The organism is Aeromonas sp. LsrichE-8G (genome assembly GCF_022869435.1).
GTDB classification, from domain to species: domain Bacteria; phylum Pseudomonadota; class Gammaproteobacteria; order Enterobacterales; family Aeromonadaceae; genus Aeromonas; species Aeromonas caviae.
In genome coordinates this window covers 25825-50904 of the sequence record NZ_JALIHH010000034.1, presented here as the reverse complement: position 1 = coordinate 50904, position 25080 = coordinate 25825, and the positions used below count along the sequence as shown (strand labels likewise).

The 25080-nt window shown below is 62.3% G+C and carries 29 protein-coding genes; 15 read left to right on the top strand and 14 right to left on the bottom strand.

Features of this window, described 5'->3' with window-relative positions:
* Positions 1-62: 62 nt before the first annotated feature.
* The 4 genes from MUW49_RS07635 to MUW49_RS07620 all read left to right on the top strand — a co-directional run bounded on the left by MUW49_RS07635 (position 63) and on the right by MUW49_RS07620 (position 4968).
* Positions 63-830 carry a thiazole synthase gene (locus tag MUW49_RS07635; RefSeq protein WP_052815867.1) on the top strand — a complete coding sequence of 256 codons (768 nt, stop codon included), beginning with the start codon at positions 63-65 and terminating at the stop codon, positions 828-830.
* Positions 827-2098, top strand: coding sequence for a 2-iminoacetate synthase ThiH (thiH, locus tag MUW49_RS07630; protein WP_202211755.1), 1272 nt, complete (start codon positions 827-829; stop codon positions 2096-2098). The genes MUW49_RS07635 and thiH overlap by 4 nt, the downstream gene beginning before the upstream one ends.
* 1066 nt (positions 2099-3164) lie before the next feature.
* The gene (locus MUW49_RS07625; RefSeq protein WP_010672673.1) at positions 3165-3749 is read left to right on the top strand and encodes a hypothetical protein; all 585 of its coding nucleotides are present in this window, start codon (positions 3165-3167) and stop codon (positions 3747-3749) included.
* Between the two features lie 328 nt (positions 3750-4077).
* Positions 4078-4968 carry a sensor domain-containing diguanylate cyclase gene (locus MUW49_RS07620; RefSeq protein ID WP_052814437.1) on the top strand — a complete coding sequence of 297 codons (891 nt, stop codon included), beginning with the start codon at positions 4078-4080 and terminating at the stop codon, positions 4966-4968.
* A 63-nt stretch (positions 4969-5031) separates the two neighbouring features.
* Here MUW49_RS07620 and MUW49_RS07615 read toward each other — a convergent pair whose 3' ends face one another.
* A complete protein-coding gene (locus MUW49_RS07615; RefSeq protein ID WP_010672675.1) occupies positions 5032-5670 on the bottom strand; it encodes an exopolysaccharide biosynthesis protein in 639 nt (212 codons plus the stop codon).
* A gap of 200 nt (positions 5671-5870) precedes the next feature.
* Here MUW49_RS07615 and MUW49_RS07610 point away from each other — a divergent pair, with 200 nt between their 5' ends.
* Entirely contained in the window at positions 5871-6485 is a 615-nt protein-coding gene (locus tag MUW49_RS07610) for an outer membrane beta-barrel protein (RefSeq protein ID WP_052814438.1), read from the top strand.
* Positions 6486-6497: 12 nt separating this feature from the next.
* On the opposite strand, the gene MUW49_RS07605 is transcribed toward MUW49_RS07610, so the two are convergent.
* The gene (locus MUW49_RS07605; RefSeq protein WP_113978255.1) at positions 6498-6803 is read right to left on the bottom strand and encodes a monooxygenase; all 306 of its coding nucleotides are present in this window, start codon (positions 6801-6803) and stop codon (positions 6498-6500) included.
* 121 nt (positions 6804-6924) lie between these two features.
* On the opposite strand from MUW49_RS07605, the gene MUW49_RS07600 reads away from it, so the two are divergent.
* Positions 6925-7287, top strand: a complete 363-nt coding sequence (locus tag MUW49_RS07600; protein ID WP_113978256.1) for a helix-turn-helix domain-containing protein — start codon at positions 6925-6927, stop codon at positions 7285-7287.
* On the opposite strand, the gene MUW49_RS07595 is transcribed toward MUW49_RS07600, so the two are convergent.
* The 4 genes from MUW49_RS07595 to MUW49_RS07580 all read right to left on the bottom strand — a co-directional run bounded on the left by MUW49_RS07595 (position 7284) and on the right by MUW49_RS07580 (position 11834).
* Positions 7284-7718, bottom strand: coding sequence for an N-acetyltransferase (locus MUW49_RS07595; protein WP_113978258.1), 435 nt, complete (start codon positions 7716-7718; stop codon positions 7284-7286). The two genes, MUW49_RS07600 and MUW49_RS07595, sit on opposite strands and share 4 nt — an antisense overlap.
* Positions 7719-7891: 173 nt before the next feature.
* On the bottom strand, positions 7892-8929 hold the full coding sequence (locus MUW49_RS07590) for an acyltransferase family protein (RefSeq protein ID WP_049637275.1): 1038 nt from the start codon (positions 8927-8929) through the stop codon (positions 7892-7894).
* A 176-nt stretch (positions 8930-9105) separates the two neighbouring features.
* Entirely contained in the window at positions 9106-9726 is a 621-nt protein-coding gene (locus tag MUW49_RS07585) for a PepSY-associated TM helix domain-containing protein (protein ID WP_161957714.1), read from the bottom strand.
* A 65-nt stretch (positions 9727-9791) separates the two neighbouring features.
* Positions 9792-11834 carry a TonB-dependent siderophore receptor gene (locus MUW49_RS07580; RefSeq protein ID WP_128296854.1) on the bottom strand — a complete coding sequence of 681 codons (2043 nt, stop codon included), beginning with the start codon at positions 11832-11834 and terminating at the stop codon, positions 9792-9794.
* 271 nt (positions 11835-12105) lie between these two features.
* On the opposite strand from MUW49_RS07580, the gene MUW49_RS07575 reads away from it, so the two are divergent.
* On the top strand, positions 12106-12588 hold the full coding sequence (locus tag MUW49_RS07575) for a GNAT family N-acetyltransferase (protein ID WP_041212247.1): 483 nt from the start codon (positions 12106-12108) through the stop codon (positions 12586-12588).
* A gap of 470 nt (positions 12589-13058) precedes the next feature.
* A complete protein-coding gene (locus tag MUW49_RS07570) occupies positions 13059-13796 on the top strand; it encodes a class I SAM-dependent methyltransferase (RefSeq protein ID WP_042015364.1) in 738 nt (245 codons plus the stop codon).
* 59 nt (positions 13797-13855) lie between these two features.
* Here MUW49_RS07570 and MUW49_RS07565 read toward each other — a convergent pair whose 3' ends face one another.
* Positions 13856-14935: a porin gene (locus tag MUW49_RS07565; protein WP_005355196.1), complete on the bottom strand. Its 1080-nt coding sequence runs from the start codon at positions 14933-14935 to the stop codon at positions 13856-13858.
* 221 nt (positions 14936-15156) lie between these two features.
* Between MUW49_RS07565 and glpX the strand changes: the two genes are divergently transcribed.
* Together glpX and MUW49_RS07555 are read left to right on the top strand one after the other, a co-directional pair.
* Entirely contained in the window at positions 15157-16167 is a 1011-nt protein-coding gene (gene glpX, locus MUW49_RS07560; protein ID WP_113978263.1) for a class II fructose-bisphosphatase, read from the top strand.
* 358 nt (positions 16168-16525) lie between these two features.
* Positions 16526-16777 carry a YkgJ family cysteine cluster protein gene (locus MUW49_RS07555; protein ID WP_113978264.1) on the top strand — a complete coding sequence of 84 codons (252 nt, stop codon included), beginning with the start codon at positions 16526-16528 and terminating at the stop codon, positions 16775-16777.
* A gap of 164 nt (positions 16778-16941) precedes the next feature.
* Here MUW49_RS07555 and murA read toward each other — a convergent pair whose 3' ends face one another.
* The 7 genes from murA to mlaF are packed head-to-tail and all read right to left on the bottom strand — an operon-like array spanning position 16942 to position 21463.
* On the bottom strand, positions 16942-18198 hold the full coding sequence (gene murA, locus MUW49_RS07550) for a UDP-N-acetylglucosamine 1-carboxyvinyltransferase (protein WP_109112473.1): 1257 nt from the start codon (positions 18196-18198) through the stop codon (positions 16942-16944).
* A gap of 19 nt (positions 18199-18217) precedes the next feature.
* Positions 18218-18475 carry a BolA family iron metabolism protein IbaG gene (ibaG, locus tag MUW49_RS07545; protein WP_010675882.1) on the bottom strand — a complete coding sequence of 86 codons (258 nt, stop codon included), beginning with the start codon at positions 18473-18475 and terminating at the stop codon, positions 18218-18220.
* On the bottom strand, positions 18475-18747 hold the full coding sequence (locus MUW49_RS07540) for an STAS domain-containing protein (RefSeq protein ID WP_010675881.1): 273 nt from the start codon (positions 18745-18747) through the stop codon (positions 18475-18477). The genes ibaG and MUW49_RS07540 overlap by 1 nt, the downstream gene beginning before the upstream one ends.
* Entirely contained in the window at positions 18744-19376 is a 633-nt protein-coding gene (gene mlaC / locus MUW49_RS07535) for a phospholipid-binding protein MlaC (protein ID WP_039040470.1), read from the bottom strand. Before mlaC ends, MUW49_RS07540 begins: the two co-directional genes overlap by 4 nt.
* A gap of 2 nt (positions 19377-19378) precedes the next feature.
* A complete protein-coding gene (mlaD, locus tag MUW49_RS07530) occupies positions 19379-19876 on the bottom strand; it encodes an outer membrane lipid asymmetry maintenance protein MlaD (protein ID WP_010675879.1) in 498 nt (165 codons plus the stop codon).
* A 7-nt stretch (positions 19877-19883) separates the two neighbouring features.
* Positions 19884-20663, bottom strand: coding sequence for a lipid asymmetry maintenance ABC transporter permease subunit MlaE (gene mlaE / locus MUW49_RS07525; RefSeq protein ID WP_010675878.1), 780 nt, complete (start codon positions 20661-20663; stop codon positions 19884-19886).
* Complete coding sequence (gene mlaF, locus MUW49_RS07520; protein WP_029314846.1) at positions 20663-21463, bottom strand: phospholipid ABC transporter ATP-binding protein MlaF; 801 nt, start codon at positions 21461-21463, stop codon at positions 20663-20665. Before mlaF ends, mlaE begins: the two co-directional genes overlap by 1 nt.
* A gap of 206 nt (positions 21464-21669) precedes the next feature.
* Here mlaF and MUW49_RS07515 point away from each other — a divergent pair, with 206 nt between their 5' ends.
* Genes MUW49_RS07515 through lptB form a run of 5 tightly spaced genes read left to right on the top strand, consistent with a single transcriptional unit; the run spans position 21670 to position 25019 of the window.
* The gene (locus tag MUW49_RS07515) at positions 21670-22665 is read left to right on the top strand and encodes a KpsF/GutQ family sugar-phosphate isomerase (RefSeq protein WP_227263086.1); all 996 of its coding nucleotides are present in this window, start codon (positions 21670-21672) and stop codon (positions 22663-22665) included.
* Entirely contained in the window at positions 22665-23219 is a 555-nt protein-coding gene (gene kdsC / locus MUW49_RS07510) for a 3-deoxy-manno-octulosonate-8-phosphatase KdsC (protein WP_227263085.1), read from the top strand. The genes MUW49_RS07515 and kdsC overlap by 1 nt, the downstream gene beginning before the upstream one ends.
* Complete coding sequence (lptC, locus tag MUW49_RS07505) at positions 23216-23776, top strand: LPS export ABC transporter periplasmic protein LptC (protein WP_039040473.1); 561 nt, start codon at positions 23216-23218, stop codon at positions 23774-23776. Before kdsC ends, lptC begins: the two co-directional genes overlap by 4 nt.
* Positions 23763-24281: a lipopolysaccharide transport periplasmic protein LptA gene (gene lptA, locus MUW49_RS07500; protein WP_010675873.1), complete on the top strand. Its 519-nt coding sequence runs from the start codon at positions 23763-23765 to the stop codon at positions 24279-24281. The genes lptC and lptA overlap by 14 nt, the downstream gene beginning before the upstream one ends.
* Before the next feature lie 12 nt (positions 24282-24293).
* Entirely contained in the window at positions 24294-25019 is a 726-nt protein-coding gene (gene lptB / locus MUW49_RS07495) for an LPS export ABC transporter ATP-binding protein (RefSeq protein WP_010675872.1), read from the top strand.
* The last annotated feature ends 61 nt before the right edge of the window (positions 25020-25080 follow it).

Here is a 25080-nt window from a genome sequence, read left to right as displayed (position 1 = left end):
TTCGCGTGTTCTGCCTTGCGGCGGCACTCCATCTCTACTTACCACTGTGGCGGGATGCTGACATGCTCAAGATTGCCGATCACACCTTCTCTTCGCGCCTCTTCACCGGCACCGGCAAGTTTGCCCGCCCGGAACTGATGGCCGCCGCCATCGAGGCAAGCGGCTCCCAGCTGGTGACCATGGCCATCAAGCGCCTCGAACCGGGCAAGGCCCACGACGATATCCTCACGCCCCTTCGGCAACTCGGGGTCAAGCTGCTGCCCAACACCTCGGGGGCCAAGACCGCAGCCGAGGCGGTATTTGCCGCCCACCTCGCCCGCGAGGCGCTGGGCACGAACTGGCTCAAGCTCGAGATCCACCCCGACCCTCGTTACCTCCTGCCCGATCCCATCGAGACGTTGAAAGCCGCCGAGCAGCTGGTGAAAGAGGGCTTTGTGGTGCTGCCCTACTGCGGGGCCGACCCCGTGCTGTGCAAGCGGCTCGAAGAGGTGGGTTGCGCTGCCGTGATGCCGCTGGGCGCCCCCATCGGCTCCAATCAGGGGTTGGTGACCCGGGAGTTTCTCTCCATCATCGTCGAGCAAGCCAATGTGCCCGTGGTGGTGGATGCGGGCATCGGTGCGCCGAGCCATGCGGCCGCCGCCTTTGAGCTCGGCGCCGATGCCGTGCTGGTCAACACCGCCATCGCGGTGAGCGGCGACCCGATCGCCATGGGCCGCGCCTTTGCGCTGGCCTGCACCGCCGGGCGCAGTGCCTATGAAGCCGGTCTCGGCGCCCGCGCCCTGCAGGCCCAAGCCTCCAGCCCGCTTACCGATTTTCTGGGGGCGTTATGAGTCAGCATGCCAATGGCCCCACCCCGACCCTCCCCTTGCCAGGGGAGGGAGTATCGACTCCGCCCTCTTGTGAAGTAGGAGGTCGGGGGGGCGGATTAACACCTCCCCCTTGTGAAGGGGGAGGCCGGGAGGGGGTTGAGAGAAAGTCGGAGAGTTTTCTCGATAGATGGCTCGAGCTGGAGTGGGACGATATCGGCATGCAGATCCGCGCCAAGACCGCCGCCGATGTAGAGCGGGCGCTGAATACCTCCCGCCGTACCCTGGCGGACTTTATGGCGCTGATCTCCCCGGCCGCCGAGGCGTATCTGCCGCAGATGGCAGCCGAGGCCGAGCGGCTCACTCGCCAGCGTTTTGGCAACACCATCGGCTTCTATGTGCCCCTCTATCTGTCGAACCTCTGCGCCAACGACTGCACCTACTGCGGCTTCTCCATGAGCAACCGCCTCAAGCGCAAGACCTTGAATAGCGAGGAGATTGAGCGCGAGTGTCTGGCCATCAAGGCGCGCGGCTTTGACAGCGTGCTGCTGGTGACCGGCGAGCACGAGCACAAGGTGGGGCTCGCCTATTTTCGGCAGGTGTTGCCCATCATCCGCCGTCACTTCAGCACGGTGGGGATGGAGGTGCAGCCCCTCTCTCAGGACGAATACGCCGAGCTGAAAACCCTCGGCCTCGATTCGGTCATGGTCTATCAGGAGACCTACCACGCCCCCACCTATGCCCGCCACCATCTGCGTGGCAACAAGCGGGACATCGCATGGCGCCTCGCCACGCCGGATCGGCTCGGCCGTGCCGGTATCGACAAGATAGGGCTGGGGGCGCTGATCGGTCTCTCCTCGGACTGGCGCGCCGACAGCTACTTTGTCGCCGAGCACCTCGCCTGGCTGGAGCGCCACCACTGGCAGAGCCGCTACTCGCTCTCCTTCCCGCGCCTGCGCCCCTGCACCGGGGGGTTGGAGCCGGAGGTTGTGATATCGGATCGCCAGCTGGCCCAGCTTATCTGCGCCTGGCGCCTCTTCTCGCCCACGCTGGACTTGTCCCTCTCGACCCGCGAGTCGGCTACGTTTCGCAACGGCGCGGTGCGCCTTGGCATCACCCAGATGTCGGCCGAGTCGCGCACCCAGCCGGGTGGCTATGCCGAGGGGGATAAAGAGGAGCTGGAGCAGTTCGCCATCCACGACGACAGGCCGGTGGGGGAAGTGGCCGCCGCCGTGCGGCAGGCAGGGTTGCAGCCGGTGTTCAAGGATTGGGAACCCTTCCTGGGCCGATAGGGGCGGCCACGCCCCCCTTTACCGGCGGCGCCCGGTATAACGATTGGGCGCCGTTCGGCCACACACCTTGCTGGTGGCGACCCTTTGGCTCCCTCCCCTGCGAAGGGGAGGGCTGGGGAGGGGTCTTTATGCGGCATTTCATTGCCATCGTAGGGTCGATTAGCCGTCAGGCGTAATCGTCCGTTCCGAGGCATGGTGTTGGCGGCAGGAGCCGTTGTGTGGTGGCACGGCCTTGCCGTGCAGGACGCGAGGCCGCTGGCCTCGAAGGGGTTTCGCCCGCCCTTCGGGCTTGGTCGAGTAACTTTTCTTTGCGTGGCCAAAGAAAAGTCACCAAAAGAAAGGCCACCCCCGCTTATTCGCCCGACTTCGTCGGGTTCCTTCGTCTCACCCGCTTGTCCGACGGCACGCGCCGACGGGCCATCCATGGCCCGGCGCCGCTCGCTCGACATCCTGTCTCGCGGCCTGGACAAGCGGGTTCGTCTCAGCGAATAAGAGGGGGAACCAAGACCGCGCCCGATCTTGGCCAGTTAGTACGGTGTGCGTTGTAATGCTCGTTCATGTCACACCTCTCAATATCAACAGGGAAATATCCCCAACTATCTGATATATGGCGTAGTATCGGAAATAACTGACTCTGGATGAGGCTTTCAAACTAGGGAAGGTGCGAATAAGTCATATGGCACGAGAGCATTTAATGGTAACCCATTGATATTAAATGACTAAAACTTTCATTTTTTGTTCGTGGGATACTTGTTCGCACTTTCCCTAATTGACGTGTTTGTGTTGGATGTTTCTCGTTCATAAGTGGTCAATCTGGGGAAAGGAGTCTCGATATTGTGGGGGGGGCTGCGGATTGATGTTGCTTGGTTGAGATTCACATGACATCTGTATTGTGTTCTTGTCCTGCCTTATACACCTGTCTGGGCCAATCCCTGTCGCCTGATTGCCGGCTGCGCATCGACCCGGAGCCGGTTTGTCTCTAGCATGGGAGGGATGCGGGGCTGGTGCTCCGCCCCCACGGGCTTTTGGCGAAGTCCGTCCTGCGGACTTCTGGCGGAGAGAAAAGATGAAGCTGCGTTCCTTGTTGATGGTGGGTGCCCTGCTGCTGGGCGGATGTGCGGTCAATCCCTATGGGGGGACGCCTGCGCCGGTCGGCGAGCCGGACAAGCCGGTGACCAAACCAGAGAAACCCGTGGCCGAGCCTGACAAGGCCGAGCCGGTGCCTGCTCCCAAACCCGTGGCACCGACGGGGCTGGCGGTCGCCCTGGCCGATGACTTCCTGAAGGCCGCCGATGTGCAGGCACTGGCGGGCAGCAGCCCGGTACTGCTGCTGATGGCGCCCCAGAACGGTACAGGTGAGCCCTTCAGCACCCAGCCCCTGGCGGTGGCCATGATCCAGCGCATTCAGGCCAATAGCGGCTTTCGTTTCGCAGACCCGGGCCAGGTGGCGGCCATCACGGGTCAGCTTGAATACCAGCAGGGGGGCATGAACCCCGCCTCCCTGGTGCGTCTGGGTCGCCAGACCGGGGCGGGTTACATGCTCTACGGGGATCTCCTCTCTGAAGGGGGCCGCTACCGGCTCGCCATGAGCCTGATGGATCTCAAGAGCGGTGAACTGCTCTGGAATGCCAGCCGATCCGCAGCCCGCTGATGCCGGCTCGCCGGATCCCTCTTGACCGGGATCCGGCCTTGCCCCCCTTGTCCGGGGGCGGGAATACCCCTGTGGCGCCCCTGACGTCATAGGGGTTGGCATGTCGCACTGCCTGAAGGCAAAAACACCTTCCTGACTGTCTGAGAATTCTGGTTCTGACAGCATCCCCGATTGCTACCATTCACTTTGCCGGAGGCTTGTCCGGTGAACACGTCACCGATCGCATCCTTCCCGCCCGGCAGGCAGCTTTCTGCCCCTGTGCGATACTCCATGAGTCTTGTATAACAGGAGTACAGGGACCTACTCCCATGGATAGTAAGGAGCTCGGATGGCGCTCTCAGTGGCACAACTCTACGAAGTGATGGCCCAGTTGCCGGATCCCGTTTTCATCCTCAGCGAAGATGGCTACTACATCGAGTACATCGGCGGGATGGAGCAGCAGTCCTACCAGAACGGCAACCCGCTGATCGGCAGACAACTGCTGGACGTGCTGCCCGAGGACAAGGCGCAGTGGGTGATGGCGCAGGTGGCTCAGGCCCTCGCCAGCGGCCAAGTGCAGGTGGTGGAGTATGACCTCTCCCCCGCCGAGGTGGACGGCATCGACGCCGACGCCGGGCCCCAGGGAATGCAGCGTTTCGAGGGCAAGATAGCGCCCTTGCCCTCTTTATATGAGGGGAAGCGGGCGGTGACCTGGATGACCCGCAGCATCACCCGCCAGCACGAGCTGCAACAGCGGCTCAAGCGGCTCGGGGAGACGGATCAGCTCACCGGCCTCTACAACCGCCACTTCTTCTTCGACCAGTATCACCACAGGGTGCAGGGGCAGCATCTCACCGGCCTCATCATGCTGGATCTCGATCACTTCAAGCAGATCAACGATCGCTTCGGCCACCAGACCGGTGACAAGGTCCTGTGCCGGGTCTGCGAGTGCGTCTCTGCCCAGTTGCGGGGGGAGGATCTCTTCGTGCGCAGCGGTGGCGAGGAGTTTCTGATCCTGCTGCCGCAGATCGACGAGGGGATATTGCTGAAGGTGGCGGAGCGGATCCGCGCCGCAGTGGCGGCCATGGCGCCGGATCCCGCCCCCGTGACCGTGAGTCTGGGCACCACCCTGATCCGGCCGGGAGAGGATCTTGGCACCGTGCTGGCCCGGGCGGACGAGTGGCTCTATCGGGCCAAGCGGGGCGGGCGCAACCGGGTGGCCCATGATGGGGCGCCCTGAGGGGCGCAGTGAACAGGAAAGAGGGCGACCCGGGGTCGCCCTCTTTCATTTGGCCGGGCCAGATCAGCCGAACAGGGTCGAGATATTCTGCCCCGCCATCAGCAGGCCGATGGCCAGGGCGCTGAACCAGACTAGGGTGGCGGCGACCAGGGCATAGCCGAGGGCGACGAAGAGACCGTCCCGCTGCAACATGCCGATGGCCAGCAGCAGGATGGCCCAGGCGGGCATGGCGTTGGTGAAGGGAATGGCGCCCAGCGGCAGCATCAGCAGCAGGGCGGCCAGCATGATGAGCAGGCCGTTGCAGCGGTTGATGGTCACGCTGCCGGTCAGGATGAGCAGGCGCGGGCGGATGAAGCGGTCGATGCGGGCCAGCAGATCCGCCCCCTTGTGCAGGGTCGGCTTGAGGTGCTCGGCGGCAAAGCGGCGCTCCATCAGGAAGGCGGGCAGCCAGGGCACCCGGTTGAGGGTGATGCCGATGCCGATGAAGAGGATCAGCAGGCCAAAGGGGGTGCTGACGCCGGGAATGGAAACCGGCAGCAGGAAGGGAACCGTGAGCAGCACGCAAAACAGCAGCATGCCCTGCTCGCCCACCAGGGCCAGCATCTGGCGCAGGCTGATGTGGCTCTCCTCGATGGCGTGGGCGGTGGCCCTCAGGGTATCGGAGAGCGTGCTTTGGGGGTCGTTGAGTTGCGCGGCAACCATTCCTGAGATCCTCGTCTGTTGATGCCACCGCTGTGGCGCCGCCAGCTTACGGGGACGAGGTTAATCCCGGATGAATAACCCCTGGGAGCACAGATATTTCCATCGGGAGCGGGGCAATGGGGCTGGTACAGCCCCCGTCCAGTGTGGGAGACGGGCGCTCTGATATGCTTTGCGCAGGTCTTTCACCAAAGGATGAGCACATGAGAGGAGCGATGGGGATGGTGCCGGGGCTGCTGCTGCCCCTGGCGGGCTGGGCAGCCGAGCCCCCGGCGACGGGCTGGCAGCTGACTCCCTTTGCGGGATACAGCTCGGCCATCGACTTTCGGGCCATGGACGAGCCGGCCCCCACGCCGCACGGGAGCGACATAGACACCCTGCAAGGGGAGCGCTCCGGCAGTTGGGGGCTATTCATCAGCAGGGAGGTGGATGACCCCGGCATGGTGGAGCTGCTCTACAGCCACCAGTCGACCCGGGTGTCCCCCGAACTGCCCGACAGGCTGACGGTGGACACCCTGCAGTTTGCCGGGGCCCTGACTCTCTCGGACAACCTGATGGCCCCCTATATCGGTGCCGGGATAGGGGTCACCCGCTTGGATGCCTACGACAGCGAGACGGCCCCTTCCATGTCCCTGGCCCTCGGGGTGCAGCCGCGCCTGACCGAACATCTGGCTGTGCGGGCCGAGGTGCGCGGTTATGGTGCCCTGGTCAACGACGACAGCCAGTTTCTCTGCAACCCCGAGATCTGCGCCTTTCGGGTGAGGGGGGAGCTGATCACCCAGTGGCAGGCCAATATCGGCTTGACCCTGAGGTTCTGAGCCCCGCTCGGACTAGGCGATGCCCTTGGTGAGGCGACTCAGGGGCTCGTTGACGTCGAACACCTTGTACTGCACCGCGCTGGCGCCCATGGCGAGCACCCGCTGCTCGTGCATGGTGGCGTAGGCGAGGGCGCTCCCCTCATCCTCGAACAGATAGATGCCGCCCGCCTCGCCGGTGCGCGGGTTCTCGGTCCAGATCTTGGAGATGAAGCCCGGCTCCCGGGTGATGGAGTCGGCCAGCGGCATGGCCGCAGCAGTGAGGGCCGGTCCCATCATCTCGACGGGGAAGTTGAAATGGATCTGCAGCAGGCTGGGCATGATAAACCTCTCGTGGGCGTTGATTGACGGAATCCGCATCATAGGAAGCCGGTATCTTGGCTGCAAGAAGGCACATTTTCGTGGCATAGTTACCGCAAAGTAACCACTCACGAGCCATACCGTGCCCTCACTGCCCTGTCCCGCCTATCAGGTATTAAGCCTGCTGACCGGCAAATGGAAGCCGGCCATTCTGTTTCATCTGCGCGAACAGACCCGGCGCTTTGGCGACCTGCGCCGCTGCCTGCCCGAGGTGAGCCAGAAGGTGCTCACCGCCCAGCTCAAGGAGCTGGAGAGCGACGGTGTCATCATCCGCACCCTCTACCCCGACGTACCGCCCAGGGTGGAGTACTGTCTGAGCCCCCTTGGCGTCGCCCTGATCCCCCTGCTCCAGCAGATGCACGATTTTGCGCTGAACCACGGCGACCTGCTGGTACTGAGAGACGCGGCAACCCGCGAAGAACCCCATCCCGTAGAGCCAAGTTAATTCCGCGCCGACCAGACCATTACCCACTCGGCGCAGCCGGTGTGGGGATCCACGGCGTCGGCCGTCACCTGAAACCCTTGCGAGCGATAGAAGTCGCACGCGGTCCGGTTCTGCTGATAGACCTGCAGCCGCAGGGTCGGCAACTGCCCCTTGGCGTGCTCGAGCAGGGCCTTGCCCATCCCTTTCCCTTGCTGCGCGGGGGCCACGAAGAGGGCGGCCAGGGCGCCCTCGTACAGGGAGTAGAAGCCAAGCAGCTGATCACCCAGGCAGAGTACCTGGCTGTCGGCGGCGGGCAGGTAGATCTCTCGCATCGGTACCAGGTTGGCGTGCCAGTAGGCGGGCTCGATGAAGTGGTGGGCCTGCAGGGAGGCTTCGAGCCAGATGGCGAGGATGGCCTCGGTGTCGGCCGGGGTGAAGGGGCGGATCTGCATAGGTGTCTCGTCTGGATTCGTCAAAAGAGGGGCATGGTAGCAGCACAGGCCCCGTCGTCACCCGCCAGCGGGCAAAAGTGGAGTTTTTGTAACAAAAAAGCGACCCGCAGGTCGCCTGTTGCCGTGAACCGGCGTAGGGGAGGGAGCTGCCTCCCTCCGATCCCTTGCCCCCTTCAGCGAGCCCGCAGCAACCAGCGGCTGAGGGCGGTGGCCGCCAGCAGTCGGTAGCCGAGCAGAGTGAGCGCCAGCAGCGCGGGTACCTTGAGGAGTTCCCACCACACCTGTTTGCCCTGGGGGCCGAAGATCATCAGCCACACCACCAGCATCATGTGCAGACAGTAGAGGCCGAGCACCTTGGGGGCCTGGCGCTCCAGCCAGCTGCCTTTGCCCCATGCGGGGTTGGCCAGCAGCAGGCCGAACAGCCCCAGCGCCCAGGGGAGCGAACCCAGCAGGAAATCATGACGAGCGAGGGGGACGGCGGCAACGCGCAGCAGACCTGCGGCCTCCAGGGCGTAGAGCCCCATCCCCGCCATCATCATCAGGGCGCAGCGCCTGGCGTCCGGCTGCCAGGCACGCAGGCGCAGCTCGGCGCCAAGCGCCACGAACAGCAAGGAAAAGAAGGGGCCGTTGCGGGTCAGCAGGGCCCACTCGCCCCCCGGCAGCAGCGGGCCATAGGAGCCGCCGATCAGGGCCAGGGCGTAGAGCAGGGCCCCCAGCAGCAGGGCCAGCCTCGGCAGGCGGGCCTGCTGGCAGAGCCCCAGGATCAGCACCGCCACCATCAGGGCGGGCAGGAACCAGAGGTGGATCATGCCGCCCACCCACCAGACGTTGAGATGATCCCCGAGCTGCATCTGCCACTGGCCTGCCATGGCGGGCAGGTAGCCCTCGCTCACCGCCGCGAGCGGGTTGAAGGGTATCAGCACGTAGAGCAGGCTCCACGCCAGCCAGAGCCCCAGCAGGGGTCGGCAGTAGCGCAGTGCGACCGTCAGCGGGTGGCCCGCAGCGAGGGCGGGTTGCAAGAAGTAACCGGCGCACAGGAAGAACAGCGGCACCGCGAAGCGGCAGAGCTGGTTGATGACGGCCCCGACCAGAGGGTAGGGCGTGCCGTCCCACAGGGCGGGGTCGAAGGGGTTGCTGAAGGGGGAGAGATGGATGGTCATCACGGCCAGGATGGCCACCACTCGCCCGCATTCGATGCTGGAGATGCGCATGATTCCTCGCGGCGTTCGGGAGCTGGGCGCACCCTATCAGCCGCAGGCGTTCCCTATCCAGCCGCCTGGTCGCCAACTGTGACCCCCATCGGCGGCCGGTTACCCTTTGTTACCCGAGGTGCGGGCAAGGTTACCGCCGCCGGGAGCGGGATCCCGTTTTGGTGTCGGTAAAAGGGCTAGAGCAGGGCCACCAGCACGGTGACCAGGGCGCCCAGCAGCAGCAGGGTGATGCCGCGACCGGCGGGGCCGTGCAGCTTGTTCCACATCAGCAGGCTGGTGAGGGCCAGCAGCAGCATGGCCAGGGCTGCCAAATCCCCCACCAGTTGCCAGGGCAGGCCGGTGCCCATGCCACGGTGCAGCCGGTTGAGGCTGGCAGCGAAGTTGGCCTGCTGCAGCTCGGTGCGCACCAGCAGAGTGCCTTCCACATAGCTGGCGGCCACGCTCTGGCTGAGGGTGACACCGCGCAGCTCCCAGCGGGCCGGCAGGGTGAGGGAGCCGGAAGGTGTGGGCAGGGTCTGGGGAGGGGTGATCTGGGGTCGCCCCTCCTCGAACATGTCTGCATAACGCTGTTGCAGCAGGGCTTTCAGTTCATCCGGGCTGGCCAGCGGCGTGCTCAGTACTATCTCTTCGCTCGATTTGGCGGTGTGGGGACCGGGCAGGGGCAGCACGGCCCTGTGTTGCAGCCAGAGGCCGGTGAGGCCGTAGAGCAGCATCAGGGTGAGGGTGGCAAAGCCTGCCCAGGCGTGGATGCGGCGCACCCACTTGTTGTTGTGCAGGGGGAGTTTTCTGCGTGTCATCGTTCGGTGCTTCATAACAATCTGGCCAGCGAACGCTGGCCAGAGGGGTCGGTAAACAGGGAGGATCAGAAGCGGTAGGCGGCGGTCAGGTGCAGCTGACGGGGCGTACCCGGCATGATCTGGGCCGCGCTGGTGGCGCTGACGAAGTAGTCGTGATCGGTCAGGTTCTCCACGCTCAGCTGAGCTTCCCACTGGGGCCAGCGGTAGCCGGCACGGGCGTCGAAGCGGGCGTAACCGGGCAAGGTGGTGGTGTTGGCGTTGTCGGCGAAGCGATCCCCCACCGCCGTCACCCCGGTCTCGCCGAACCAGCCCTGCTTGCCGCTCTGGTAGCCGGCGAACAGCTGGCCGTTCTGGCGGGAGACGTTCATCGGTCGCTTGCCTTGCAGGTCCGCGTCTGCCTTGACCTGCTCGGCATCCTGGATGGCGACGCCGCCGCGCAGATAGATCTCGTCGGTCAGCTGGGCACGGGCGCTCAGCTCGATGCCGTCGGTGCGCTGCAGACCGGTGAGGATCACCCGGGTGGGATCCAGCGGATCCTTGCTGCGTTTGTTGTACATCTCCAGCCGGTAGAGAGAGAAGGTGGTGGCGAGGCGGCCGTTCAGCCAGTCGCTCTTCACGCCCCCTTCATAGAGCCGGGTGTGCTGGGGATCCAGGTTGTTGTTCTTGTCCCCCGGGGTGATGCCGATAAGCTCACCGCCCACCGGGGTGAAGGTCTTGCTGTAGGAAGTGTAGAAGGCATGCTCCTCGATGGGGTTCCACACCAGGCCCAGGCGCGGACTCAGGCTGGTGACCGAGAGGGTCTCTTCCTTGTCGAGGTCGTTGCGGCGGCTGGTGACGGTGAAGTCGTCGCGGCGCAGGCCTGCCAGCAGGTGCCAGTCGCCCAGGCTGAGCTGATCCTGCACATAGAGGCCGACACCGCGCACCCTGTGATGGGCGTCGCTGGAGAGTTTCATGGCGCCGTCGTAGGTGGGCAGGGAGCCCGGTTCATAGAGGTTGCCTGCCGGGATCGGGTTGGCGTTCTGGTAGAGCTTGGGGGTGCGATCCTGCCAGCCCTGCTCCAGACCCACCAGCAGACGATGGGCGATGGGGCCGGTTTGCAGCTGGCCTTCCGCCTCGGTGTTGCTGGTGAGGCTGCTGGCCTTGAGATCCTGCTGCCAGCGGGCGCGGGTCACCTTGTCACCCTTGACGCTGGTGACATAGGTATTGTCGAACTGGCTGTCGAGGGTGGTGTAGCCGAGCTGCTGGCGCAGTTGCCACTGATCGTTGATGTCCCAGGTGAAGCGGGAGCGGGTGGACTGGGCCACATCATCGATGAAGTCGCGGCGTGTGTCGCTGTAGACGCTCTCGATGGGGACATCCGCCGGGCGACCATCGACGCCGGGAATGCCGCGATCCGGGGTGCGATCGTGCTCGTTGCGCTCGTACTGCACCAGCCAGTTCAGGGTGTCGGTGATCTCCCAGTTGACGGAGGGGGCCAGCAGGGTGCGCTTGCTGGTCACGTCGTCGCGAAAGCTCTCCTTGTCCTCCTGGGCCAGGTTCAGGCGCACCTGTACCCGCTCTCCTGCCTCGCCGTTGAGATCGGCGGCGAAGCGTCGGCTGTCGAAGCTGCCGACCTGGGCGCTGACGCTGGAGGCCTGCCCCTTCTGGGGAACCTTGCTGACCCGGTTGACGATGCCGCCCGTGCTGCCACGGCCGTAGAGCACGGCGGCGGGGCCCTTGAGCACTTCGACCCGTTCGATGTTGCCAAGGTCGCGGGTGTATTGCATGTCGTCGCGCAGGCCGTCGAGGTAGAAGTCGTTGCTGGCGCTGAAACCGCGGATGGTGACGCCGTCAAAGCGGGTGTCGCCGCTGGCGTTGACGCCGGGGATGCCGGTCAGGGCTTCACTCAGGGTGGGCTGGCCGAAGGCGGTCAGCTCGCTTGCCTTGACGGTCTCGATGCTCTGGGGCACCAGCTTGGCCGGGGTGGCGGTGCGGGTCGCGGTGGCGACCTCTTCATGTTGGCTGCGTTTGCCGACCACGGTCAGGGTTTCGTCTTCGGCACGGGGGCTGGTGCAAACCGCCAGCAAGGCGACGCCCAGCAAGGCGCGCGGGGAGTTGGAATGGTTCATCTGGGTGTGACTCTTTGTCGACCAATCGGCCTGAACTTGTTGATTTAATTGTAATTATTGATTTCTCTCATCGCGAGAGGTTGCTAATGATATTGATTTTCATTTGCCTTGCAAGGAGAAGATGCAAGAAAAAGAGATCATTGGCGGCAGGCACTGAGGGGGCTGGAACCTCGGGGAAAAGGCCGGGGGAACCTTGGTTCGGTTCGGAGGGGACGCTACCATGGTGGCCTCGCGCCTTGGCGCACCATCCGGAACACACAGGGAGAGAAACATGGTCGAGATCATCAGGGCGGATCTGCACAACCCTCGCCACGGCGAGGCGCTGATCGCGATGCTGGACGAATACGCCAGGGACGAGATGGGGGGCGGCAGTGCACTGGCGGACGAGGTGAAGGCGAATCTGGCCGAAGCCCTGGCCGCGCGACCCGGTGCCCACGTGCTGCTGGCCTGGGTCGATGGGGAGCCTGCTGGCGTTGCCACCTGCTTCGAGGGCTTCTCGACCTTCGCCTGTCAGCCGCTGCTCAATATCCACGACGTGGCGGTGCACCCTGCCCATCGCGGCCAGGGCATCGGCAAGCAGCTGTTGGCGGAGGCGGAGCGGCTCGCCCGGGAGCTCGGTTGTTGCAAGCTGACCCTGGAGGTGCTGGAGGGGAACAAGGTGGCCCAGGCTGCCTATCGTGCCAGCGGCTTTGCGGGTTATGAGCTCGATCCCGAGGTGGGCCGGGCTATGTTCTGGCAGAAGAAGCTGGGGTGAGAGGGTCGGCAAACATGATCTGCCGGGCTTGCCTCTGAGACTCCTGTCCCCTAGAGTGGCACCAGATTTTTCAATGTGTTGATGGAACCGGCCCGGCCGAGTGAGTGACATGACCCTTTATGCTTCGGATCAGCGAGTGACCCGAATGAACTCCGTACAGATGCGCACGATGAAGCATTGTCCGGAGCCGGTGGAGGCCCAGACCTCCCATCCATTCATCGTGCAGTGACGACCGGATCTCGCTACCTCGCGGGAGCCGTGACCTTGCCGCACGACTGAACCAAGGCCATAGACGTTGCCTCGTCTATGGCCTTTTTTGTTGCCCCGCAGCCAGGCTGCGGGTGCAAGACAGAGCAGAGGCCCGCCCGGGTCTCTGCTTTTTTTATGGTCTGTCATGACCGACGGGTATGCTTGGCAAGGGCCGGGTCGTCGGCCAGAGAGGCTGACCATCTTCAAGAGGAAACAGTGCAATGTCACAAAATATCTATGACGAACCAGGGTTTTTTGAGGGCTATGCCCAACTGCCACGCTCCCTCCACGGGCTGGCGGGGGCGCCGGAGTGGCCGGCGCTGCACGCCATGCTGCCGGATCTTGCCGGCAAGCGGGTGCTGGATCTGGGCTGCGGTTATGGCTGGTTCTGCCGGGCAGCCAGAGATCTCGGGGCTGCCGATGTGGTCGGTATCGATCTCTCCGCGAAGATGCTGGCCCGTGCCGCCGAGCTGACCCGGGATGAGGCCATCCGCTATCGGCAGGGGGATCTGGACGGTCTTGCGCTGTCCGATGAGCCTTTCGATCTCATTTACAGCTCCTTGGCGCTGCACTACCTGCCCGAGGTGGCGCCGCTGTTTGCGGAGATCCACCGTGCGCTGGTGGCTGGCGGCAGCCTGGTGTTCTCGGTGGAGCACCCCATCTTCACCTGCCCGCAGCCGCAAGGCTGGCTGGTGGATGCAGAGGGACGCCGCTCCTGGCCCGTCAACGGCTACCAGGCGGAGGGCAAGCGGGTCAGCAACTGGCTGGCGGAGGGGGTGGTCAAGTATCACCGCACCCTGGGCACCTACCTCAATGCCCTTGTCGCCGCAGGGTTCCAGATCCGCCGCGTGGAGGAGTGGGGGCCGACGGCGGCGCAGATTGCGGCCAACCCGGCCCTGGCGGAGGAGGCGGAGCGCCCCATGCTGTTGCTGGTGTCGGCGTACAAACCCCTGGCCTGACGCAATAAAAAACGGCGCGCAGAGTGCTCTGCGCGCCGTGTCGTCAGGTGGTTGCCGACTTAGAAGTCGTAGCGGGCCGCCAGCTGGAAGTCATCCTTGTTGGCAGTCGCTTTGCCGGCAACGCTGTCCAGATTGTTGATGCGGTACTCGCCAATCACCCGCAGGTTCTTGTTGAATTTGTACTGGGCACCCAGTGTGTAGTAGTCAATGGCATCGGTTTTCTTGCCGCCAGTGACTTCCTGCTCCTGTTTGTTCCACAGGGCCATCAGACCGAAGCCGTTTTCGAAGTTGTAGCCCAGCGCGGCTTCCCAGCCGGTATGGTCGGTGCCACTTTGGACAAAGTCAGATCCATCGGCATAGCTCAGAGCCGCATAGGCCGCCTTGTTGTCGAACTTGGCAGAGATCAGCCACAGTTTGGCGTCTTCGGTATTCTTTTCCTGACGTTGGCCAACGTTGTAGGCGGTACCCAAAGACAGATTGAACGGGAAGGTGTAAGCCACGGCTGCACCATAGGCTGGGTCAGCTGCGGAGGTCTTGTTGCTGCTCTTGTCTTCTTCTTGGCCGCCATCAAATTTGTAGCTGGCATCAAACTGGAAGCCATTGAACAGGCCGGAATACTTCAACACGGAACCAGCGCGGTTGGTGGCGAAGGTGTCAGTCTTGGCGCCCAGCGCTTCGTTGCCGTAGCCGTCGGAGAGGGATACATCAGTCCAGTCGGCCAGGAAGCCCGGGGCCCCTTTCTGGCGACCGAAAGTCACGGTACCCCAGTCAGCGCCGACACCGGCAAAGGCCAGACGGGTGCGCAGGTTGTCTGTGCTTCCATCTTTACCCAAGGTCTTTTCGCTGTCGTTGATGTACATCTGTACTTCGTACTGGGCCAATGCTTTCAGGCCGCTCTGGATCTGGGTCTCGGCTTTGGCACCGAAACGGACAAACTGGTTGGCCCCTTGCTTGGCGCTGTAATCCTTGGTGCCATTCGGATTGGCAGTATCGACGTTTTCTTTTTTGTCGCCGAAGAATTGGCCAGCGTAGATACGGCCATAGAGATCCAGCATGGAGGTGTCATTTTTGTACACTTCAACGGCTTGAGCCTGGAAGGCTGCGGTGAGAGCCAGTGCCACTACAGTCAGCTTTTTCATCTTAATCCCTTGTGGTGTTGCAAGCTTTTGTTTTGAAAACGGGGTCATGATAGGCAGCGGGGATGACAGCGGGGTGACAGTTGGATGAAGAGTCGATGGCAATTGGGTTGCAATTGGATGAATTGGCTACATTCTTGCTCGCAGCGGCTACTTTTGTGCGCAAAGGTTTGCCCTTGTGGTAGAATGCCGCCCGTTTTCGAGCTCCATAGGTTGGATATGCGATGAGACGTGAACTGGCAATCGAGTTTTCCCGAGTGACGGAAGCGGCTGCACTGGCTGGCTACAAGTGGCTCGGACGTGGTGACAAGAATATCGCTGATGGGGCGGCCGTAGCGGCCATGCGCCACATTCTCAACCAGATCGAGATCGATGGTGAGATTGTGATCGGCGAAGGTGAAATTGATGAAGCGCCGATGCTCTATATCGGCGAGAAGGTCGGTACCGGACACGGCGACGCGGTGGATATCGCGGTCGATCCCATCGAGGGGACCCGCATGACTGCCATGGGTCAGGCCAACGCGCTGGCCGTGCTGGCGGTGGGCGACAAGGGTTCTTTCCTGAAAGCGCCTGATATGTACATGGAAAAGCTGATCGTCGGCCCCAAGGCCAAAGGCGCCATCGACCTGGATCAGGCTCTCGAGCTGAACCTGAAGTCCGTGGCCAAGGCGCTGGGCAAGCCGCTCTCCCGTCTGACCGTCATTACCCTGGCCAAGCCGCGTCATGACAAGGCAATCAAGGAGATGCAGGGTCTGGGCGTGCGGGTGTTCGCCATTCCCGACGGCGACGTGGCCGCTTCCATCCTCACCTGTCTGCCGGACAGCGAAGTGGACATGCTCTACGGCATCGGTGGCGCGCCGGAAGGGGTGATCTCCGCCGCGGTGATCCGCGCCCTGGACGGCGACATGCAGGCTCGCCTGATCCCCCGCCACCAGGTCAAGGGTGACAGCCCCGAGGTTCGCGCCCTGGGTGAACAGGAGATCGCGCGCTGCGAGGAGCTGGGCATCGACGTGAGCAAGGTGCTCAAGCTCGAAGATCTGGCCAAGAATGACAACGTCATCTTCTCGGCCACCGGCATCACCAAGGGTGATCTGCTGGAAGGGATCACCAGCGACGGCGTCATGGCGACCACCGAGACCCTGCTGATCCGCGGTAAATCGCGCACCATCCGTCGTATCAAGTCGATCCACTTCCTGGATCGCAAGGACAGCGTGGTACGCGACATCATCCTGTGATGTGCTGACTCCCGCAGCAAAAAGCCCGGCACTGCCGCAATGCTGTTCAGATAAGCACTTTTTTGACTGATTATTCATAAATTGGATTTGAGTTGAGGGGGCAAGGCTGTGTCCAGTCGATCTTCCTCCAGCCTTTATCCAGCGGGGCTTGCAATAGAAAGAGGGAGGCATCATGCCTCCCTCGATTTTTTGTCCTGATACTACGTGGACTGGAACTCAAATTCTCTTAAGTGAACAGCATTGCGGCACTGCCGGGCTTTTTGCGCTCTGCAGGGCGCCAGGGTGCCCGGGCAGGGATAAGGCTTAGGAGAAACCGGACTCCTTGCTACACTGCGGTGCCCCACAGAGGAAAAATCACATGGAATGTCGTCAGGGATGCGGTGTCTGCTGCATCGCCCCCAGCATCAGCAGTGCCATTCCCGGCATGCCGGACGGCAAGCCCGCCGGTGTGCCCTGTGTGCAGCTCGATGCGCACCTGGGGTGCAAGATCTTCGGCCAGCCGGAGCGCCCGGCGGTGTGCGGCGGCTTTCGCCCCATGGCGGACGTGTGCGGCTCCCATCGCCAGGAGGCCATCTGGCTTATCGGCGAGCTGGAGCGGCTGACCGCCTGAACCCTTGACCCTCTCCCTCGGGGAAAGGGTGTCTGCTTGTCCTCCTCGTCCCCGCCCCCTTCTCCCGCAAGGGGAGAAGGGGGTGCCGCCATTCGGAGTCATGAAAAAGGCCCCCTCGCCTGGCGAGAGGGCCTTTTTTATCGTCGGCTCATGGTGAAGCCAGCTTATTCCTTGATGCGCTCGATGCGACCACCCAGGCCTTGCAGCTTGTGCTCGATGTCTTCGTAGCCACGGTCGATGTGATAGATGCGATCGACGATGGTGGCCCCTTCGGCCACGAAGCCGGCCAGCACCAGGCTGGCGGAGGCGCGCAGATCGGTCGCCATCACCTGGGCACCCTTGAGCTGCTGGGTGTCGCGGCAGATGGCCACATTGCCCTGCAGTTCGATGTCGGCACCCATCCGTACCAGCTCGGGCACGTGCATGAAGCGGTTCTCGAAGATGGTCTCGGTGACCATGCCGGTGCCCTGGGCGACCGCGTTCAGCACGGTGAACTGTGCCTGCATGTCGGTCGGGAACGCCGGGTAGGGGGCGGTCTTGATGGTGACAGGTTTCAGGGTACGACCTGTCATGTCGAGGGTGAGCCAGTCGTCACCCTTTTCAATCAGGGCGCCAGCCTCTTCCAGTTTGACCAGTACGGCTTCCAGCAGGCTGGGGTCGGTGTTGCGGCAGGTGATCTTGCCACCGGTCACGGCGGCGCCCACCAGGAAGGTGCCGGTCTCGATGCGATCGGGCTGCACGCTGTAGCTGCCACCGTGCAGACGTTCTACGCCGTCGATGGTCAGGGTATCGGTGCCAGCGCCCTGGATCTTGGCGCCCAGCGCGTTGAGGAAGTTGGCCAGATCGACCACCTCCGGCTCACGGGCGGCGTTTTCGATCACGGTGCGACCGTCAGCTAGGGTGGCGGCCATCATCAGGTTCTCGGTACCGGTCACGGAAACCATGTCCATCAGGATGTGGGCACCTTTCAGGCGGCCGTCGACGCGGGCTTTGATGTAGCCCTCTTCGATGACGATCTTCGCGCCCATCAGCTCCAGGCCGTGGACATGCAGGTTGACCGGGCGGGCACCGATGGCACAGCCGCCGGGCAGGGAGACGTCTGCTGCACCGAAGCGGGCTGCCAGCGGGCCCAGGGCCAGGATGGAGGCACGCATGGTCTTCACCAGCTCGTAGGGGGCGACATGATTGTTTACCGCGCCGGTCAGCACGGTCACGTTGCCGTTGACCTTGGTGGTGGCGCCCAGCATCTCCAGCAGCTTGAGGGTGGTACCCACGTCTTTCAGGCGCGGTACGTTGGAGAGTTGAACCTCTTCGTCACACAGCAGGGTGGCAAACAGGATGGGCAGGGCGGCATTCTTGGCGCCGGAGATGGTCACTTCACCGGAGAGGGTGCAGGGGCCGGTGATCTTGAATTTGTCCATGGTTTACTTCTTTACCAAATCAGGAGGGCAGCTGGAATTTACGCTCGCGTTTCCACTCGGCGTCGGTATAGGCCTTGATGGAGAGAGCGTGGATCTCGTTGGTGGCGATCTTGTCCATCAGCGGGGCATAGATGGCCTGTTGTTTCTTGACCCGGCTCATGCCGTCAAACATGTCGCCGACGGCGATCACCTGGTAGTGACTGCCGTCCCCTTTGACATGGACTTCGGACAATGGCAAAGCCTCGAGGAGTATCGCTTCAATTTCAGAGACTTGCATTATGAGTCCTCAGTTGTGAGCGGGGTTGAATGAAAGAGGCTGGCCACCCCGTAGAGGTTGGCCAGCGTATGGAAATCGTTGGAGGCACCCACCAGTGTCGGAGTGGCACCCCGTGCCAGTGCCGCCTTGGCCCACTTGACCAGCAGGGCAAGGCCGGCGGAATCCAGGGTAGTGACGGCACCGAGTTCGAGCCGATCGTCCTGCCACCAGTCGGCGCGGCGTTGCCACAGATCGTTGACCTGCGGGGCCTGCAAGTCACCGCTCAGGATCATGACTTGATCACCAGCGGCTTGGCGTTGTGTTCACGCAGCTGGGCGATCACCGCATCGATGCCGTTCTGGCGAATGAGGCCGCCCAGCTCGTTCTGCTTGGCGGAGAGCAGGCTGATCCCTTCGGCAACCATGTCGAAGGCTTTCCACTCGCCGGTCTTGTTGTTCTTGCGCAGCTTGAACTCGAGGAAGATGTCCGGCTTGCCGGCCTCTTTCACGCTGACGTTGACGGCGGTGATGTTGCTCTCGGCGGCTTTACCGGGCTGGACCTTGACGGTCTGCTTGTCAAAGTGTGCCAGGGCGTCGGCGTAGGAGCTCACCATGTACTCGGTGAAGACGTCCACAAAGGCGTCACGCTGGGCAGGGGTCGTCTGTTTGATCTGGTTGCCGAGCACCTTGTAGGCGGCGAAGCGGTTGTCCACGTAGGGCAGCAGCTCCTCGCGGATGATAACGCGCAGGTGATCGGGGTTGCTCTTCACCTGGGCCTGATCGGCTTTCAGGCGGGCAAAGGTCTGCTGGGCGGCCTGATCCACGAGGGCATAGGGGTCCGAAGTGTTGACATCCGCACGGGCGACGAGGGAGAACAGCATGCTGGTCATCAGACCCAGCATCAGGGCGATCTTCTTGAACATGGTTACTCCTTGGTTGCGGGTGTGTTGGCCGGAGAGGACTGGCTGTAGAGGAACTTGCCAATCAGATCTTCCAGCACGATGGCGGACTTGGTGTCTTCGATCATGTCGCCATCCTTGAGCATGCTGGTGCCCATCTCCTCATCGCTGAACCCCGGTGCCAGACCGATGTACTGCTCACCGAGCAGGCCAGAGGTCAGGATGGAGAGGGTGCTGGTCTCGGAGAACTCGCCGGCACTCTTCTGCATCTGCAGGGAAACGATGGGGACCTGGCTCTTGGGATCCAGGGTGATGTCGCTGACACGACCGACGACGACGCCGCCGACCTTGACCGGCGAGCGCACTTTCAGGCCGCCGATATTATCGAAATGGGCGCGCAGGGTATAGGTTTCTCCTTCCGGTTTGAAACTCAATCCCGCCACTTGCAGTGCCAATGCCAGAATGGCCGCGATGCCAGCCAGCATGAAGGCGCCAACCAGAAATTCTACTTTGCTGAACTTCATCTTTCCCTTATCCAAACATGACTGCGGTGAGTATAAAATCCAGACCGAGCACGGCCAGGGATGAGTGAACCACGGTACGGGTCGTCGCCTGACTGATCCCGGCCGAGGTCGGTTTGGCATCATAGCCGTTGAAGAGCGCTATCCAGGTCACCACCAGGGCGAAGATCAGGCTCTTGATGGCGCCCTGCATGATGTCGTCCTGCCAGTCGACGGAGGCCTGCATGGCGGACCAGAAACTGCCTTCGTCCACCCCCAGCCAGTCGACACCAACCAGCTTGCCGCCAAAGATGCCGATCAGGCTGAACATGAAGGCCAGCAGCGGCATGCTGATGACCCCGGCCCAGAAGCGGGGCGCCACGACCCGGCGCAGCGGATCGACCGCCATCATCTCCAGGCTGGAGAGCTGCTCGGTGGCCTTCATCAGGCCGATCTCGGCGGTGAGGGCGGAGCCCGCACGACCGGCGAACAGCAGGGCGGTGACCACAGGACCCAGCTCACGGAGCAGGGAGAGGGAAACCAGAGGCCCCAGGCTCTGCTCTGCGCCGAAATCCTTCAATACGTTGTAACCCTGCAGGGAGAGCACCATGCCGATGAAGAGGCCTGACACCAGTATGATGGCGACGGATTGCACTCCCACCACATACAGTTGCTGCACCAGCAGCGGGAAGTGCTTGCGTGGCTGGGGTCGTCCTGCCAGTGCATGAAACAGCATGATGGTTGCCCGGCCGACGGCGTTGATGAAACGCACACCGCTGCGGCCCAACTTGCTTATCTGACTTGTCAACATCACAGATCCTGTAGCAGGTCGCCTGCCGGAAAATGAAACGGAACAGGACCGTCGGGCAATCCCTTGAGGAACTGCTCGACTTCGGGATTGTGCTCCTCGCGCAGCTGCTCCGGTGTGCCGTGTGCCACTACCTTGCGGTTGGCGATGATATAGGCGTAGTCGGCGATGCTCAGCACCTCCTTCACGTCGTGGGTGACGATGACGGAGGTGATGCCGAGGGCATCGTTGAGCTCCTTGATGAGCTTCACCAGCACCGCCATGGTGATGGGGTCCTGCCCCACGAAGGGCTCGTCATACATGATGAGATCCGGATCCAGCGCGATGGATCTCGCCAGGGCCGCGCGACGCGCCATGCCACCGGAGAGCTCGGACGGCATCAGCTTGGCCGCCCCGCGCAGACCGACAGCCTGCAGTTTCATCATGACGATGGTGCGGATCAGCTCTTCCGGCAGGCCGGAGTGCTCCCGCAGCGGGAAAGCCACGTTGTCGAAGACGGTCATGCCGGTGAACAATGCGCCACTCTGGAACAGCATGCTCATCCGTTTACGCACTTCATACAAGCGTGAACGGGAGAGCGTGGGAACGTCTTCCCCGTCAAACAGAATGTGACCGGACTCAGGCTTGAGCTGGCCCCCGATCAGGCGCAGCAAGGTGGTCTTGCCGATCCCGCTCGGACCCATGACGGCGGTGACCTTGCCACGGGGAATGGTCAGGTTGATCCTGTCGTACAGCAGCCGATCCCCGTGACTGAAGGTCAGGTCGGAGATGGTGATCAGGTCATCGTTCAAACAATTGTCCATCCGGTATAAATGAAGAGCGAATTTTATGGGCTAGTCTAGGTCTAAGCAACAGCGAGGAACAACTATTGAGCGGGTTTCCCCCCCAAGTACGCGACAGTTTTATGTAACAACCTGCGTCAATGACCGCCCATTCCGCATCCGATTCGCTTATCTCGGCAGACTTTTTTATAATCCCGCAGCAAATTTCGGCCCGGAGCTGTGCCTTTATGTCTGTAAAGCCTGAAAAAGTGTCTGAATTGTTCGATTTCCGTCGCAGCGGCCGAGCGGTGCTGGACATAGAAAAACAAGCCATTGATGGACTCTACCAGTACCTTGACGAGGCGTTCGAGCGCGCCTGCGAGATGGTGCTGCGCTGTGGCGGCAAGATAGTGGTGACCGGCATGGGCAAGTCGGGTCATATCGGCAACAAGATTGCCGCGACCCTGGCCAGCACGGGAACGCCCGCCTTCTTCCTGCACCCGGGCGAGGCGAGCCACGGGGATCTCGGCATGATCTCAGCCGGGGATCTCATCATCGCCATTTCCAACTCCGGCGAGAGCGACGAGATCCTGGCCCTGCTGCCGGTGCTCAAGCGCCGCGGCATTCCACTCATCTGCATGACAGGCAATCCGGCTTCCACCATGGCGAAAGAGGCCAACGTGCACCTGTGCATCAAGGTGGAGAAAGAGGCCTGCCCCCTCGGTCTGGCCCCGACATCCAGCACTACTGCCACCCTGGTGATGGGGGACGCGCTGGCCGTGGCCCTGCTGGAGGCCCGTGGCTTCACCGCCGATGACTTTGCGCTGTCGCATCCGGGCGGGTCCCTCGGCAAGCGGTTGCTGTTGCGAGTGGGCGATCTGATGCACAGCGGCGAGCTGTTGCCCAAGGTGGGGATAGATGCCACCATCAGCCAGGCGCTGCTGGAAGTGAGCCGCAAGGGGCTCGGCATGACGGCGGTGGTGGACGATCAAGGGCTGCTTGCCGGTCTGTTCACCGATGGTGACCTGCGCCGCATTCTGGACCTGCAGGTGGACATCCATCACACCCCCATCAGCCGCGTCATGACGGTGAACTGTGTTACCGTAGGGCCTGAGATGATGGCGGCCGAGGCCGTCAAGCTGATGGAAACCAGGAAAATCAACGGGTTGTTGGTCGTGGATGGGGAGAGACACCCGCTGGGTGCCTTCAACATGCATGACCTGCTGAAAGCCGGAGTAATTTGATGCAAGACGTACCGACCCTCTATGGTCCGGTGACGCGCAGCCAGTACGAGAAGGCGGCGCAGATCCGCCTGCTGGTGTGCGATGTGGATGGGGTGCTCTCCAACGGCTTCATCTATATGGGCAATAACGGCGAAGAGCTGAAGATTTTCTGCACCCGTGACGGTGCCGGCATGCGTGCCCTGCTCAATGCGGGCATCGAGATTGCCATCATCACGGGGCGAAACTCCCGCATCGTCAGCGATCGCATGCAGAGTCTGGGAGTCCAGCACCTGGTGCAGGGTGCAGACAAAAAGCTGCCCCACTTCGAGGCCTTGCTGACCAAGCTCGGGCTGGATGCATCGCAAGCCGCCTATATGGGAGATGACACCATCGATCTGCCGGTGATGCAGGCTTGCGGCCTGGGTATCGCCGTTGCCGATGCCCATCCGCTTGTGCTGGCGAAGGCGGATCTGGTGACGCGGCTTGGCGGTGGCGTCGGGGCCGTGCGCGAGGTGTGCGACCTGATCTTGCAGGCCCAGGGATTGGCTGACTATCAACCCGAGGCGTCGCGATGAACAAACAGACTGTGCTGTTCGGCCTGCTGTTTCTGGCTGCGCTGGCGGCCTGGCAGCTGGGGGAGATCGAGCTGGTCCCCGAGCCGACCACCAAGACGGAAAATTTTCAACCGGACTTCACCGCCAGAGAGTTGGTGACGACCCGTTTCAACGAGCAGGGCAAGCGCACCGAGCGGCTGGAATCCGAATATGCGGAGTACTACCAGGTACTCGAGCAGGCCACTTTCACCAAGCCGGTGGTCTACATGTTCGATGACAAGGGCGCGGCCGAATGGAAGCTGACGGCCGAAACCGGGGTGCTCAACACCGATGACAATGTGATCCTCCGTGACAAGGTGCATCTGGACGGTCTGCTGCCCGCGTCCTTCATCTCCACGCTGGATACTTCCTATCTGGAGCTGGATCTGGTGACGCAGGGGATGAGAAGCAACCAGCACATCAGCATTGTGGGCCAGGAGTTCCAGACCGAGGGCGTTGGCCTCAAGGGTCACCTGGAACGTAAATATTTCGAGTTACTGGATAAAGGCCATGCCACTTATTTCAATGAAAAACGTTAATCTGGCCCTCACGGCCCTGTTGCTGTGCGGTTCCCTGAATGCCAAAGAGTCCGATTTCGCCGAGAAGGTCTATGTAGATGCGGTCAAGCAGGTGGCCGAGATGCAGGACAACCGCATCACCTTCAGCGAGGATGTCATCATCACCCAGGGCACCATCAAGATTAAGGCCGACAAGGTGGTGGTGATCCGCTCCGGCGACAAGGGCGCCGAGGTGATGACCGCGTATGGCAACCCAGCCACTTTCTTCCAGGTACTGGACAACGGCAAACCGGTCAATGCCCATGGCAACAGCATCCGCTACGAGCTTAAGAACCGGTTGGTGACCATCACCGGCAATGGCCAGCTCAAGCAGGAAGACAGCCAGGTGACCGGCGATCTCATTCGCTACGACATCGTCAAGCAGAAGATGATTGCCGAGAGCAAGGGGCCCACCCAGCGCGTCAAGACGGTGTTCCTGCCGGATCAGGTGGAGAACTTTGACAAACCCGCCGATCAGAAGAAGTAGGAAACAACAGCCATGGCAGTGTTAAAAGCAACGGGTCTGCAAAAGAGCTACAAGCGCCGCATGGTGGTCAGCGATGTGAGCCTGGAGGTGGGTACGGGCCAGATCGTGGGCCTGCTCGGCCCGAATGGCGCGGGCAAGACGACCTCCTTCTACATGATCGTGGGCCTGGTGCAGCGAGATGCCGGCCTCATCACCATCGACGAGCAGGACATCAGCCTGCAGCCCATGCATATCCGTGCCCGCAATGGCATCGGCTATCTGCCCCAGGAGGCCTCCATCTTCCGGCGCCTGTCGGTGTTCGACAACTTGATGGGGGTCATGCAGACCCGCAAGGGGTTGAGCCGCGAAGAGCGGGAGGATAAGGTCGAACAGTTGCTGGAAGAGTTCAATATCACCCATATCCGCGACAGCCTGGGCCAGAGCCTCTCGGGTGGGGAGCGGCGCCGGGTGGAAATCGCCCGGGCGCTGGCGGCAGAGCCGAGATTCATTCTGCTCGATGAGCCTTTCGCAGGTGTTGATCCTATTTCAGTCATCGATATCAAAAAGATCATCCAGCATCTGAAAGAACGCGGGTTGGGTGTGCTGATAACGGACCACAACGTCAGAGAGACGCTGGATGTGTGCGAGAAGGCCTACATCGTCAGCCACGGCAAGATGATTGCCGAGGGCGCGCCGGCCGATATCCTCGCCGATGAGCAGGTCAAGCGCGTCTATTTGGGCGATCAATTCAGTCTATAGTAAGGGGGCACCCCTCATTTTTGTTAGGTGACTGCCTCGCTGAACATAAGGATATCCCGAC